This is a genomic window from Nocardia sp. NPDC020380 (assembly GCF_044386975.1).
In the GTDB taxonomy this organism is placed as follows: domain Bacteria; phylum Actinomycetota; class Actinomycetes; order Mycobacteriales; family Mycobacteriaceae; genus Nocardia.
Genome location: NZ_JBIRVQ010000016.1, coordinates 178,488 through 191,802 on the forward strand (window position 1 = coordinate 178,488; position 13,315 = coordinate 191,802).

General features: G+C 67.9%; 13 protein-coding genes. 6 read left to right on the forward strand and 7 right to left on the reverse strand.

The window, feature by feature from the left end:
• Positions 1 to 103: 103 nt before the first annotated feature.
• From ACH438_RS37225 to ACH438_RS37240, 4 genes are all read left to right on the forward strand, one after another.
• On the forward strand, positions 104 to 1,207 hold the full coding sequence (locus ACH438_RS37225; RefSeq protein WP_397014196.1) for a hypothetical protein: 1,104 nt from the start codon (positions 104 to 106) through the stop codon (positions 1,205 to 1,207).
• A 149-nt stretch (positions 1,208 to 1,356) separates the two neighbouring features.
• A complete protein-coding gene (locus ACH438_RS37230; protein ID WP_397014198.1) occupies positions 1,357 to 2,079 on the forward strand; it encodes an aquaporin in 723 nt (240 codons plus the stop codon).
• A 55-nt stretch (positions 2,080 to 2,134) separates the two neighbouring features.
• Positions 2,135 to 2,761: a DedA family protein gene (locus tag ACH438_RS37235; RefSeq protein ID WP_397014200.1), complete on the forward strand. Its 627-nt coding sequence runs from the start codon at positions 2,135 to 2,137 to the stop codon at positions 2,759 to 2,761.
• Positions 2,751 to 3,314 (forward strand): DUF1990 family protein, encoded by a 564-nt coding sequence (locus ACH438_RS37240; RefSeq protein ID WP_397014202.1) that lies wholly within the window; start codon positions 2,751 to 2,753, stop codon positions 3,312 to 3,314. Before ACH438_RS37235 ends, ACH438_RS37240 begins: the two co-directional genes overlap by 11 nt.
• Here the strand turns inward: ACH438_RS37240 and ACH438_RS37245 are convergent, their stop codons facing one another.
• Entirely contained in the window at positions 3,315 to 4,112 is a 798-nt protein-coding gene (locus ACH438_RS37245; RefSeq protein WP_397014204.1) for an acyl-ACP thioesterase domain-containing protein, read from the reverse strand. It lies immediately after the preceding gene.
• Between the two features lie 92 nt (positions 4,113 to 4,204).
• Complete coding sequence (locus ACH438_RS37250) at positions 4,205 to 4,771, reverse strand: UbiX family flavin prenyltransferase (RefSeq protein ID WP_397014206.1); 567 nt, start codon at positions 4,769 to 4,771, stop codon at positions 4,205 to 4,207.
• Between the two features lie 96 nt (positions 4,772 to 4,867).
• Here ACH438_RS37250 and ACH438_RS37255 point away from each other — a divergent pair, with 96 nt between their 5' ends.
• On the forward strand, positions 4,868 to 5,779 hold the full coding sequence (locus ACH438_RS37255; RefSeq protein ID WP_397014285.1) for an ADP-ribosylglycohydrolase family protein: 912 nt from the start codon (positions 4,868 to 4,870) through the stop codon (positions 5,777 to 5,779).
• A gap of 46 nt (positions 5,780 to 5,825) precedes the next feature.
• On the opposite strand, the gene ACH438_RS37260 is transcribed toward ACH438_RS37255, so the two are convergent.
• Complete coding sequence (locus tag ACH438_RS37260; protein WP_397014208.1) at positions 5,826 to 6,653, reverse strand: PhzF family phenazine biosynthesis protein; 828 nt, start codon at positions 6,651 to 6,653, stop codon at positions 5,826 to 5,828.
• Between the two features lie 163 nt (positions 6,654 to 6,816).
• Positions 6,817 to 9,288, reverse strand: a complete 2,472-nt coding sequence (locus tag ACH438_RS37265) for an HAD-IC family P-type ATPase (protein ID WP_397014210.1) — start codon at positions 9,286 to 9,288, stop codon at positions 6,817 to 6,819.
• 245 nt (positions 9,289 to 9,533) lie between these two features.
• Between ACH438_RS37265 and rarD the strand changes: the two genes are divergently transcribed.
• Positions 9,534 to 10,454, forward strand: coding sequence for an EamA family transporter RarD (gene rarD / locus ACH438_RS37270; RefSeq protein WP_397014287.1), 921 nt, complete (start codon positions 9,534 to 9,536; stop codon positions 10,452 to 10,454).
• Here rarD and ACH438_RS37275 read toward each other — a convergent pair.
• The 3 genes from ACH438_RS37275 to ACH438_RS37285 are packed head-to-tail and all read right to left on the reverse strand — an operon-like array spanning position 10,448 to position 13,184.
• The gene (locus ACH438_RS37275; protein WP_397014212.1) at positions 10,448 to 11,497 is read right to left on the reverse strand and encodes an ABC transporter substrate-binding protein; all 1,050 of its coding nucleotides are present in this window, start codon (positions 11,495 to 11,497) and stop codon (positions 10,448 to 10,450) included. The two genes, rarD and ACH438_RS37275, sit on opposite strands and share 7 nt — an antisense overlap.
• A 3-nt stretch (positions 11,498 to 11,500) precedes the next feature.
• A complete protein-coding gene (locus tag ACH438_RS37280; RefSeq protein WP_397014215.1) occupies positions 11,501 to 12,388 on the reverse strand; it encodes an ABC transporter permease in 888 nt (295 codons plus the stop codon).
• Positions 12,378 to 13,184: an ABC transporter ATP-binding protein gene (locus tag ACH438_RS37285; RefSeq protein WP_397014217.1), complete on the reverse strand. Its 807-nt coding sequence runs from the start codon at positions 13,182 to 13,184 to the stop codon at positions 12,378 to 12,380. The genes ACH438_RS37280 and ACH438_RS37285 overlap by 11 nt, the downstream gene beginning before the upstream one ends.
• Positions 13,185 to 13,315 lie beyond the last annotated feature (131 nt).

Below are 13,315 nucleotides of genomic sequence, written 5' to 3' on the forward strand. Positions count from 1 at the left end.
GACGCCGGTCACCTCGGGGCGCCCGCCTGACCCGCGCGCGAGTGTGGAACGGCTAATGTTCATCGGGTTGCTGTTGGTATGCCGGTCTGTGGAATGAGGTGTGATGCACTGGGACCAGATGACCGCCACGCCCGATGACCTGCGAACGCGGACCACGCGGCTGCGCTGCGGTGTCAGTCAGCTCGGGATACTGGAGTCGATCTTGGAGGTCGCCGACGGGCCGTGGCTGGGCGCCATGGACGCCGATGGCCGCGGCACCGCCGAACTGCGGATGCATCTCGCGGGCCAGTACCGGCTGACCGCGGTGGTGAGCAGCGCCGGGAAGCTCAATCACGTGCACATGACCGCGCCCCGGCGGCGCGGCGGCGAGCGCATCCTGTCCTCGAAGGCGGCCCTGCGCCGCGGTTTCGACGAGAACCACAAGCTGCCCAAGCAGAACGCCTGGCTCGACTACGTCCTGGACTGGGTCAGCGCCGCCAGCCAGGCCGTCGGCCGCCCCGCCGTCATCCAGTGGCGACTGGTCGGCGCGGACCGTTCCCTCGCCGCCATGGACGACACCATCGAGAGCCTCCGCGCCAGCCTCCGCGAACGCGAACAACTCCGCGAGGACCTGGCCGGCGAGATAGCCGACCTCCGAGCCGAACTCGTCGCCCTCACCACCGGCGTGGACGCCACCCGGCCCACGGGTCAGCCGGCCGACCACGAGGACGCCACCGACCATTTCGACGGCGCCCTCGGCGCCCTGCACGACGCCTGGCACACCGAAGACGAGGCACCCGCACCCGAAAACCCCACCGCGACCCAGGAATACGCCGCAACCGGCGAACCGGCCGCCCCGCCCGACGCCTTCGCCGAGTTCAAACCCGCGCCCGCCATCGAGGAATCCCTGACGGCCGACGATCCGGCTGCCGGCACCCAGCGGTCGGTGGTGGCCGAGGAGCCGATCGAAGTGGACGAGCTCGCGATGGTCGAGGACTCGGCCGCAGTGGAGGATCCGGCCATAGCGGACGAGCTGATCGTGGTGGAAGATCTGCCCGCCGCCGAGCAACCGGCTGCCGTCGGGGAGTCGGCCGCCGCCGAGCAACCCGCCGCTGTCCAAGGGCTTGTTGCGGCAGCGAGGTCGGATGCTGCCCATCTCGCGCCGTCGGTGGTAGCCGAGTTCGCGGCGCAGTCCGCCTATGGGTCGGAGTTTCCGGCCGCCAACTAGAGGCGTTCCGGGGTAGGGTGCCGGAAGTACCGCCGGGTCTTGTTTTCGGGCGCTGAGCTGGGCTTGTATATCTCGTATATCTTCGGATCGAGGGTCGATCGGGGGTGGGGATCTGGCACTGTTGGCGGGTGTCTGATCAGGATCTTGCGATGTTCGGGTTCGCTGGGGTGCAGACGCCGGTGGAACGCGGGGGTGGGCTGCCGCTGGGGCGGCGGGTGCTGGCCGAGTTTCTCGGGACGGCGCTACTGGTCACCGTGGTGGTGGGGTCGGGCATTGCGGCGCAACAGCTTTCGCCCGCCGATGTGGGGTTGCAGTTCTTCGAGAACACGACCGCCACGGTGTTCGGGCTGGCGGTGATCATTCTGGTGTTCGGGCCGATCTCGGGCGCGCATGTGAATCCGGTTGTGTCGCTGGCCGATTGGTTCGAGGGACGCCGGAACGGGGGCGGGCCGAGCGCCGCCGAGCTGACCGGATACATCGGTGGTCAGGTGCTGGGTGGCGTCGCGGGGGCCATGCTGGCCAACAGCATGTTCGATCGGGCGCCCTGGCAGATCTCGACGCAGGACCGCGTCACCGGCGGGCATCTGATCGGCGAGATGGTCGCCACGGCAGGGCTGATCGCGGTGGTCGCCGGGCTGGCCGGGCGCAATCGATCGCTGATCGCGGCGACGGTCGCCGCGTATATCGGCTCGGCCTGCTGGTTCACCAGTTCGGGTTCCTTCGCGAACCCGGCCGCCACGATCGGCCGCATGTTCTCCGATTCGTTCGCCGGCATCGCCCCGATCTCCGGGCTCGGCTTCATCGCCGCTCAGTTGCTGGGGGCGTCGCTCGGCGCGGCCGTCATGACCTTGCTCCGCCCGGATCGCCCCTGATCGCCTTCGGGTGTGTCTGCCGAGGTCGTGCCGCCGCGGCGGTTAGCGTCGGTAAATGGACTCGCTGGTTCAGCGAATACTGAGCTTCCCCGCGATCTGGACGTACGTCGTGGTGGGCCTGCTCGTCATCGGCGAGGAGGCCATGGTCCTGGGCCTGCTGGTCCCCGGCGATACCGCCGCCATCCTGGCGGGCGTGGCCGCGAGCCGCGGTCACCTCGGCATTGTCACCACCCTGATCCTGGTGGTGGCGTCCGCCATCGTCGGTGCGAGCGTCGGCTATTGGACGGGCCGCTGGTACGGCTCCCGCATCCTGCGCTGGAAGATCTTCGAGCGCTACCGCAAACAGTTCGACCAGGCGGGTGACTTCCTGCGGCGGCGCGGTAGCTGGGCGGTGCTCTTCGGCCGTTTCAGCACTTTCTTCCGCACCATGCTGCCGCAACTGGTGGGCATGTCGCCGATGTCGTACGGCCGCTTCCTGATCGCCAGTGCGGCGGGTGCGATCATCTGGGGGTCGGCGCTGGTGCTGGCCGGATACCTGGTGGGTCAATCCTTCACCGCCATAGCCGAACGCATAGATACCGATGCGATCATCGTCGTCCCGATCATCGCGATTCTCGGTCTCGTCTACTGGAAGGTGCGGCAGCACCGCCGTGCCGCGGAAAGCGCACTCGATGACGACTGATCTCACCTACGCCCCGCCCGGCGTGACCTACCCCGGCGACCCGAGCTGGCCGGTCCTGCCCGGATTCCTCCGCTTCGAGCAGACGGTACGCATCGGCCACGGCGACGAGTTCTGGCAGCGCACGGCCGAGGAAGTACTGCGCTGGGGTGTGAAGCGCCGCAGCGGATTCCGGGTCGCACTGTGCGGCGGTGCGCAGGTGCCACCGCCGGGCAGCGCCGAGTTGCGTGTCCGCCCCGGCGCCGACTACCGCATCACCGCGAGCTGGGGCCCGTTCGCCGTGCACGAGCCCGCGCGGGTGGTCGCCGTCGTCGAGGCCGCCGACCGCTGCGGATTCGCCTACGGCACCCTGCCCGGGCACCCGGTGTCGGGTGAGGAGGCGTTCATCGTGCACCGCGATGCCGAGGGCGCCGTCTTCCTGACCCTGCGCTCACTGACTCGCCCGGCGCCGAAAGGGCCGTGGCGCTGGATGTTCCGGCTGCTGCTGGTCGCGCAGCGCCGCTATCGCCGCCGCTACCTGATGGCAATGGTGGACCGGGCGGACGGCCCGCGCTGACTAGCCGGCCGCCCCGCGCAGTTGTGCGATTGCCCGCACGTCGCCGTCCACCGCGAACCACAGCGTGAGAGCGTCCGCGCTACGGCTGGTGTGCAGGTCGAGCGATTCGCCGTAGCGGATCGGCTTGTTGTACTCCAGCACGAACCGATGCGGGCCGCGAGTGAGATCGCCTGCCTCGGCGGCGAATTCGTGCACTGCATGCCAGTAGGACGTATTGGTGACGTGCTGGAAATGGTCGACATCGGTGCGCCGCAAGGGGAATCGGGTCGCCGCCGTCTCCGGCAGCGGCGCGGTGAGCCACTGCTGCCAGCGCAGCCGCCGCTCCTCGGTGGTGGTCGACAGCAGGTCGAAGAACTTGTCCTCGACGCGGGACGGGCTCATCGTCTCCTTGTTCATGTGGATCCAGAAGCCCTCGGTCTCCACCAGCCCGCCGCCGTCCGAGTCGATGCGGACGCGCATATTGCACCAGCGCGGCGAAATGCCCGAGCACCAGCGGCGTAGTCGCAATTGCGCGGGCCAGGCGATGGGCCGCACCACATCGATGACGGTGCGCCGCGCGATCCAGTGCGGATGCGATTCCAGCGCCTCGCAGTGCACGAGGTGGTCCACGCCCGCGTCCTGGATCTGCCGTGCGATGCCGTCGATGCGCAGGTTCTGGTTCTCGTCCATATCGACGGTGCCGAGCCGGCGGGTGACATCGAAGATGTGCCCGCTGCCGGGGACCGGCGCCAGTGCCCGGGTGAGGGGATCGGGTTTGTTCGTGACCGATCCGGGTGGATCCACCAGCTGATTCATCATCGGGCAAACCTCCGGATCTTCCATGCTACGGACGAGAACGGGGATGCGCGCAAACCGTTCCCGAGCGTAGTGCACGGGGTCCGGACCTCCGGTTATTCACCCCAGCGCGGCAGGTCCGGGACGTCCACGCCGAGCAGGTCGAGGGCCCGCCCGGCGGAGTGATCGACGATCTCCTCGACCGATCCCGGATTCAGATAGAAGGCGGGCACCGGCGGCATGATGATCCCGCCCATCTCGGTGACCGCGGTCATGGCGCGCAGATGCGCCATGGTGAGCGGGGTTTCACGAACCATCAGCACCAGCCGCCGGCGTTCCTTCAGCGTGACGTCCGCGGCCCGGGTCAGCAGATTGTCGTTGTTGGCGTACGCGATCGCCGACAGGGTGCGAATCGAGCAGGGGGACACGATCATTCCGGCCGTGCGGAAGGATCCGGAGGCGATGGCGGCGCCGATATCGGCGGGCCGGTAGGCGACATCGGCCATGGCCGCGAGATCGCGTGCGCTCAGTTCGGTTTCGTAGGCCCGCGTCTGCTGTCCGGCCGGGGTGACCACCAGATGCGTCTCGACACCGGCCTTGCGTGCCAGTTCCAGTACCCGCACCCCGTAGGCGATGCCGGTCGCACCGCTGATCCCCACCACCAAACGCTGAACACTACTCACCGATCGAGCATTCACCGGGGTGCGTCGATCATCAATGGGAGAATCGCGGAGAATCGATAAGCGAGAGTGATCCTCGATGAGAAGGGCCTGGAGCCGATGGAGTTGACGGCGGAACAGCGGGATCGCGCCGCGGGTGTACTGCTCGGGACGGCGGCGGGCGACGCGCTGGGCGCCGGCTACGAGTTCACCTACCCGGGCCCGGACGCGGCCATCGGCATGATCGGCGGCGGTGGCTTCGACTGGGAACCCGGCGAGTGGACCGACGACACGTCCATGGCCATGGCGGTGGCGCGCGCGGCCGCCACGGCGGGCAATCTGCACGAGGAGTCCGGGCTGAACGCGGTGGCCGCGGAGTTCGTGGCCTGGTTCGATTCCGGCCCGAAGGATATCGGCAATCAGACCCGCGAGGTGCTGCGGTGGCGCAGCCCGACCGGGCGCGAGATGCAGATGCGCGCCCACGACCTGACCGGCCTGACCGCCGGCAACGGGTCGCTCATGCGTACCGCGCCGGTGGCGCTGGCCTATCTGGACGATCCGGAGAACTGCGGTAAGGCCGCGAAGGTGGTCAGCTCGCTCACCCACTACGACATGCAGGCCATGCAGGCGTGCAAACTGTGGACGCTCGGCATCCGGCACGCCGTGCTGCACGGCACCTACGACGGTGTGCGCGAAGCGCTTTCGATGGTGGACGCCGGATTCTGGGAACCCCTGCTGGACAAGGCCGAAACCGGTTCGCCCGCGGATTTCCCGAAGAACGGCTGGGTGGTGCACGCCCTGCAGACCGCGTGGTGGGCCATCACCCACACCGACACCCTGCCCGCCGCACTGGAACTCGCGGTGCGCGCCGGCGGTGACACCGACACCACCGCGGCCATCGCGGGCGGCCTGCTGGGCGCCCGCTGGGGCGCCGCGGCCGTACCGCCGGAGTGGCGCGAACTCCTGCACGGCTACCCCGGCTGCCGCGCCGACGATCTGGTGGCTTTGGCCAACCGCATCGTCGACCGTTAGCCCGGCCGGACCGCGGCCCGGCGTATACAGGTGCGGATGGCGCTGGTCAGTCCGGCAACCGGACCACGCCGTCCAGGTAGCGGCGGCAGCGCCCCGACATCCGCACGCGGTCGCCGGCGAGCGTGCAGCGGAGCGTGCCACCGCGCTGAGACAGCTGGCGGGCGACGAAGGTGGTGCGGCCGAGCTCCTTCGCCCACAGCGGCGTGAGTTGCGCGTGGGCGGAACCGGTTACGGGGTCCTCGGGAATGCCCTGCGCGGGTGCGAAGAAGCGGGAGACGAAGTCGACGTCGGTGCCCTCGGCGGTGAGGATGGCGGCGCGATGCATGGCCGGGAAGGCCGAGAAGTTCGGGTGTGCCTCGCGCACTTCGTGTTCGGCGGTCACGACCAGCACCAGATCGGTGCCGTCGAAGGCGCGCACGGGCCGCACGCCGAGCGCGGTGGCCAGGGCGCGCGGAACCTCGTCGTGCACATCGATTTCCACCGAGGACACCGACGGCAGGTCCAGCACCAGTTCGTCGCGGTCGCGGTCCACGCGTAGCCAGCCGCTGCGGGTGTAGAAGTGCACGCGGTCCGCGCCGGGATGCATATCGTCGAGAATCTGTGCGGCGGTGGCGAGGGTAGCGTGCCCGCACAGGTCGACCTCGACGACGGGCGTGAACCAGCGCAGGTGGAAGGCGGGCGAGTTGTCCGGCGGCGCACCCGCTTCCGGCGGTAGGACCGAGGTGTAGAAGGCCGTCTCGGCGAGATTGTTCTCCTCGGCGAGTTGTTGCAGCAGCTCGTCCGGCAGCCAGGTCAGCAGGGGCATGACTGCTGCCGGATTACCCGAGAACGGTGCATCGGCGAACGCGTCGATCTGATGCAACAGGACCTCCATGTGGCTCAAGGTACCTGCGATTTCACCGACTGCCCAGGACAAATCCGTTCCCGGCGAGCCAAACCATGCGACCAGTTGGAATGGAAAATGGCGGTGCCAGAAGGGAAACGGCAGCACATCCGTGGGATGTGCTGCCGTTCCGGGTATCCGAATACCGCTGGTGTCAGATCTTTTCGGCCGCGGGCGGCAGGAGATGCGGTGACTCGCCCGTGAGTTTGGCGCTGACCCACCACGCCACCTCGACCAGCACCACGCCGATCGCGCCGCAGACCACCGCGGAGGTTGTCAGCGACGCGTTGCTCGGATCCAGTTTGAAGAAGTGCCGGGTGAAGGGCACGGCGAACAGAATCAGGTAGCCGGCAATCGAACCCGCGATCAGGATCATCTTCCACCAGTTCCACGGCCGCGCCACGATGGCCAGCACCCACACCGCGATGATCAGCAGCGTGATCAGCGCCGTGGTGCCGGCCTGCACCTTCGCGGTCTCGCCGGCATGTGGTCCCTTGTAGGCGATCAGGTAGGAGATGAACGTCATCACGCCGATCACCAGGCCGGAGGGAATCGCCAAACGCATGACGCGGCCGACGAATCCGCTGCGCGCGCGTTCGTTGTTCGGCGCCAGCGACAGGATGAACGCCGGGATGCCGATGGTGAACCAGGCCGCGATCGTCACGTGGCGGGGCAGGAACGGATAGCCGATCGACTCGTAGTGGAAGATCTGCGACCCGATGCCCGCGATACCCACCAGGAACGCAAGCACCACCGAGTACACGGTCTTGGTGAGGAACAGGTTGGAGACGCGCTCGATATTGCCGATGACCCGCCGGCCCTCGGCCACCACGTAGGGCAGTGTCGCGAACCTGTTGTCCAGCAGCACGATCTGCGCCACCGACCGGGTGGCCGGGCTGCCCGAACCCATGGCGACGCCGATATCGGCATCCTTCAGGGCGAGGACGTCGTTGACGCCGTCCCCGGTCATGGCGACGGTGTGGCCCCGGGACTGCAGGGCGCTGACCATGGCCCGCTTCTGATCCGGGCGCACGCGGCCGAACACGGTGCGCTCCTCCAGCACATCGGCCAGCTCCTGCTGATCGGTGGGCAACGTGCGGGCGTCGACCGGATTGTCCCCGCCGGCCAGGCCGAGCGAGGAGGCCACCGCGCCCACCGACACGGCATTGTCGCCGGAGATCACCTTGGCCGAGACGTTCTGGGAGGCAAAGTAATCCAGTGTCTCCTTGGCGTCCGGGCGCACCTTCTGCTCCAGCACCACCAGCGCCGCCGGGGTGACCTGGCCGGGCGCGTCGGGCGCGTCGACCGGCCGGTCGCTACTCGCCAGCAGCAGCACGCGCAGGCCCTTGGCGCCGATCTCCTGTGCGGTGGCGGCGATCTCGGAGTCCGGATCCAGCAGCACATCGGGCGCGCCCATCAGCCAGTTCCCGTGCTCGCCGTAGGACATGCCGCTCCACTTCTTGGCGGAGGAGAACGGCGCGAGCCCGGTGGCCTGCCAGCCCGGCGCGTCCGGCAGGGCCTCCTTGATGGCGAGCACACTGGCGTTGGGCCGCGGATCGTCGGCGGCCAGCGCGGCCAATACCTGACGCAATTCGTCGCTGCCGCTTGCCTTTCCGTCTTCGGCGGCGGCCGCGACCCGGTCGCCGTCGACCTCCCGGATCTCGGCGAGCCGCATGCCGTTCTCGGTGAGGGTGCCGGTCTTGTCCGCGCACACCACATCCACCCGCGCCAGCCCCTCGATGGCGGGCAGCTCCTGCACCAGGCATTTGCGCGCGCCCAGCCGGACCACGCCCACCGCGAAGGCGACGGAGGTCATCAGCACCAGGCCCTCGGGCACCATCGGCACCAGTGCGGCCACCATGCCGCTGACGGCGGGCCGCCACGATTCCTTGGAGGACACCAGCTGGTTGTAGATGGACAGCAGACCCGCCGGAATCAGCAGGTAGGTAATGACTTTCAGGATGGTGTCGATGCCGCTGCGCAGTTCCGACTTCACCAGGGTGAACTTGCTGGCCTCGTCGGCGAGTTTGGCCGCGTAGGCGTCCTTGCCGACCTTGGTGGCCCGGTAGGCGCCGGAGCCGGACACCACGAAGCTGCCCGACATGATCTGCGCGCCGAGGAGTTTGTCGATGGGGTCGGCCTCGCCGGTGAGCAGCGATTCGTCGACCTCCAGCAGTTCGGATTCCACCACCTCGCCGTCCACCACGATCTGGTCGCCGGGTCCGAGCTCGATGATGTCGTCCAGCACCACTTCCTGCGGTGCGACCGACTGCGCCTTGCCCTCGCGCCGCACCACCGGCTTGGCCTGGCCGACGATGGCGAGCTTGTCGAGGGTGTTCTTGGCGCGGATCTCCTGGATGATGCCGACCGCGCTGTTGGCGATGATCAGCAGTCCGAACATCCCGTCGATGATCGATCCGGTGGCCAGCACCAGAATGAACAGCACGCCCAGGATCCCGTTGATCCGCGTGAACACGTTCGCCCGCACGATATCGCGGACCGAGCGGCTCGCCCGTTCGGGAACGTCGTTGGCCAAGCCGTCCCGTCGCCGTTGTTCGACCTCTGCCGAGGTCAGTCCGGTCGCGGGCGCGGGTGGGTGTGTCTCTGCCTGCGCGGTGATCGACATGCCAGACAGCCTAGAGGGTAGCCGTTGGATTGCCGGTCTATGCAGGTGAGCGGCCTGCCGCGGGCGCGGCCCGGGCCCTGTCGAATCGCGCGTCCGCATTGTCTGGTTCTGCCGATTTGCTGTGACAGTGCTTTCCGGTAGATAGCCACCCGTTCCCCGGGCAGTAGCTGCCCGCTGGGATACGGAGATGTATGCGGCGGGATACTTTCGCGGGCTAACGTTGTCCGGTGGGTGATGGACGAACGATCCCGGCCGAGGTGAGCACCGGTACCCGGCGCCGGGCGAGTGGGCGGGAGGCGGGGATCGCGTTCGGGACGGGCGCGTATTTCCTGTGGGGATTGTTCCCGGCCTTCTTCGGACTGCTGTCCTTCGCGAGCGCGGGGGAGGTGCTCGCCGAGCGGATCCTCTGGACGCTGGTCGTCGCGCTCATCCTGCTGCTGCTCGCGGGCCGGTTCCGGGAACTGCGCAGTATCGACCGGCGCACTTGGGGTTTGGCGGCCGTCGCCTCGGCGGCGCTCTCGCTGAACTGGGGCACCTATGTGTACGGCGTGATCTCGAAGCAAGTGGTCGAGTGCGCCCTCGGGTACTTCATCAACCCCCTGGTGACGGTCGCGTTCGGCGTCATCATCTTTCGGGAGCGGCTGCGCCGGACCCAGTGGGTGGCACTGGCTCTCGGCGCCCTGGCGGTGGTGGTACTCACCGTCGATTACGGTCGGCCGCCGTGGATCGCGCTGATCCTGGCGTGCTCGTTCGCCACGTACGGACTGGTCAAGAAGGTGATCCGGTTGGACGCGCTGCCCGGCCTGGCCGCCGAGGGACTGACCGCCGCGCCGTTCGCGCTGATCGCCGTGCTCGTCATGGGCCTGACCGGGCATGCGACCTTCGGTTCCAGCGCGGGACATACCGCCCTGCTCATGGTGACCGGACCGGTGACCCTGGTGCCGCTGCTCTGCTTCGCGCTGGCGGCGCCCCGGGTCCCGTTGTCCACCATGGGCCTGCTCCAATACCTCACGCCCGCACTGCAATTGACGTGGGGCGTGGCGGTGGGACACGAACCGATGCCGGCCTCGCGATGGGCGGGGTTCGCCCTCATCTGGCTGGCATTGGCCGTGTTCACCGGCGACGCGCTACGCCGTGCGCGCCGCTCCGGGCAGAATCGTCACTGACGCGGGACCTGCGCCCGCTGCGCGAACTCGTCGGTATAGGTCGCGTTCAGGTCGATACGGTCGCGAACGGGCTGCACATTGCGCGAATACGCGCCGAGAATGCGGAGCACGTTCTCGGCCCCCTCACGTTTCATCAGGCCGTCACCGTTGAACATGCCGACGGAGTCCCGGATCGACTTGACGTACAGCTTCGGGTCGCCGCCCGCGTACTGCGCCGGCATCCGCGCGGCGATCTCCTCCGGTGTGTGCGACTTCATCCACTGCAGTGTCCGCACAAAGGAATTCGCCAGTTTCTGCACGATACCCGGATGGCTCGCGACCGTATCGCAGCGCATGTAGAGCGAGGCCGCCGGGTAGAGCCCGCCGAGCGCGTCCCGGGTGCCCTGCTCATTGCGCATGTCCACCAGGACCTTCGCATCCCCGGAGCCGACCATCTTGGCGACGGTCGGATCGGTGGTCATGCCCGCGTCGATCCCGTCGTGGTTCATGCCCGCGATGAAGGTCTGGCCGGCACCGACCTTCACCCGCGTGTAGTCCGACGTCTTCAGCCCCGCCTGACCAGCGAGGGCCTGGGTCAGGAAGTCGGTGGACGAACCCAGTGACGTCACACCGAGATTGCGCCCCCGGAAGTCCCGGGGCGAGGTGATCGATGCGGCGTCCGCCTTGGACACCAGCTCCACCTCACCCGGCACATCCGCGAGTTGCACCACTGTCTTCAGGCATTGGTCCTTGGCCTGCAGATCGATGGTGTGGTCGTAGAACCCCACCACCGCCTGCACATCGCCGGTGAGCAGCGCGGTCTCGGCGGTCGCGCCGGACTGTTCGCCCAGCAGCGTTACATCGATATCGCTGTCCTCGAAGAACCCCAGCCGCTGGGTCAGCATCGCGGGTAGATAGATGACCTTCTCCAGCCCGCCCACCATGATGGTGACCTGGGGCCGCCCGTTCGCCATCGGAATCCGCCGGGAGTCCCGGCACCCGGTCACCAGCAGCAGCGCCGAAACGGCCAGCAGCACAACGGCGATGTGTTTGCGATACGTCACGCCTCACACCCCGTGGCCCGCGGCGGCCTGCGACGGACGCCACTTCAGCAATCGGTTCTCGGCGAGCCCGATCAGCCATTCGGCCACCAGCGCCACCACGGTGATGACGATCATGCCCGCGTAGATGCCGGCCGCGTCGAAGGTGCCCTGCGCATTGCTGATCAGCAGCCCCAGACCCTTGCTCGCCCCGGCGTATTCGCCGACCACCGCGCCGATGAGCGCGAACCCGAAGGCGGTGTGCAGCGAGGACAGGATCCAGGTGGTGGCGCTGGGCAGCACGATGGAGGTCAGCACCTTCATGCGGCTCGCGCCGAGGATGCGGGCATTGTTGATGACATTGCCGTCCACCTCCCGCGCCCCGGTGAAGGCATTGAAGAACACCGCGAAGAACACCAGCACCACCACGGTCGCCACCTTGGACTGCAGTCCCAGGCCGAACCAGATGATGAACAGCGAGGCCAGCACGATGCGCGGTACCGCGTTGAGCGCCTTGATGAACGGCGCCAGCACATCCGCCCAGTAGCGGGAGCGGCCCAGCAGCACGCCCAGCACCACTCCGGCCACGGTGCCGATGGCGAAGCCCAGCACCGCCTCCTCGACGGTGGTGAACAGCTGCAGCCAGAGGGAGCCGAATTGCGTTCCCTGCGTGAACCATTCGACCAGCCGATCCCAGATCAGCGACGGCTTGGAATAGAAGAACGGGTCGATCCAATAGGTGGCGGTGAGTTCCCACGAGCCCAGCCACAGGACCACGATCAGGGCGCGCAGCCCCCAGGTGCGGGCCTTGGTCCGCCGGGATTGCGTGCGCACCCGGTCGAGGATCTGCTGCTCGGTTTCGGTGACGATTTCAGTTGTGGCGGAGTCGTTCTCCCGCGCGAGCTCAAGCGACACGGGCGGCGCCCTTCGCGCGCGCGGCCTCGACCTCATCGCGCAGCGTTTCCCAGATCTCCCGGTACAGTTCGCGGAATTCCTCGGTGAGCCGGACCTCCTCCACATTGCGCGGCCGTTCCAGGGTGACCCGGAAGTCGCCGCAGACGGTGGCGGGGCTCGCGGTCATGACGACGACCCGATCTGCCAGGGCGATGGCCTCTTCCAGATCGTGCGTCACGAAGATCACCGCGGCGTTCGTGCCCGCCCAGACCCGCAGCAGTTCGTCCTGCATGAGCTGGCGGGTCTGCACGTCGAGCGCGCTGAACGGCTCGTCCATGAGAATGATCTCCGGATCGTTGACCAGCGTCTGCGCGAGTGCCACGCGCTTGCGCATACCGCCCGACAGCTGATGCGGGTAGTAGTTCTCGAATCCCGCCAAGCCGACCTTGGCCACCCACTGCGCCGCGCGGTCGCGGGCCTGGCGCCGCGGGATGCCCCGGAATTCCGGCCCGAGCGCCACATTGTCGAGCACCGATTTCCACGGCAGGACGGCATCCTGCTGGAACATGTAGCCCACCCCGTCCGGGATGCCGTGCACATCGTCGCCGCGTACCAGGGTGCGTCCGGCGGAGGCGGGTTCCAGACCCGAAACCAGTGACAGGGTCGTGGATTTGCCGCAGCCGGTGGGACCGACCACCGCGACGAATTCCCCGGCCGCGACCGTGAAGTTCAGGTCGCGCACCGCGGTGTGGATGCCACCGCCCGTTCCCGGGAATCGCTTCGTCGCGCCCCGGAGCTCGATGAGTGGGATGTTCATTTGTACTCCTGTTTCCGCGCCGTTCATCCGGCGTTGAACAGAAGCTACGTGGCGCCCGTCACATCGAGGGGGGTTGTGTGAGTTAGTCGCACAAGTAGCGATAAGGACGTTTTGCGCATTCTGATCGTCTG

Coding starts and splice junctions, on each gene's coding strand:
- ACH438_RS37225 (WP_397014196.1), top strand. CDS start 104: ATGCACTGGGACCAGATGACCGCCACGCCCGATGACCTGCGAACGCGG.
- ACH438_RS37230 (WP_397014198.1), top strand. CDS start 1,357: ATGTTCGGGTTCGCTGGGGTGCAGACGCCGGTGGAACGCGGGGGTGGG.
- ACH438_RS37235 (WP_397014200.1), top strand. CDS start 2,135: ATGGACTCGCTGGTTCAGCGAATACTGAGCTTCCCCGCGATCTGGACG.
- ACH438_RS37240 (WP_397014202.1), top strand. CDS start 2,751: ATGACGACTGATCTCACCTACGCCCCGCCCGGCGTGACCTACCCCGGC.
- ACH438_RS37245 (WP_397014204.1), bottom strand. CDS start 4,112: ATGATGAATCAGCTGGTGGATCCACCCGGATCGGTCACGAACAAACCC.
- ACH438_RS37255 (WP_397014285.1), top strand. CDS start 4,868: ATGGAGTTGACGGCGGAACAGCGGGATCGCGCCGCGGGTGTACTGCTC.
- ACH438_RS37260 (WP_397014208.1), bottom strand. CDS start 6,653: ATGGAGGTCCTGTTGCATCAGATCGACGCGTTCGCCGATGCACCGTTC.
- ACH438_RS37265 (WP_397014210.1), bottom strand. CDS start 9,288: ATGTCGATCACCGCGCAGGCAGAGACACACCCACCCGCGCCCGCGACC.
- ACH438_RS37285 (WP_397014217.1), bottom strand. CDS start 13,184: ATGAACATCCCACTCATCGAGCTCCGGGGCGCGACGAAGCGATTCCCG.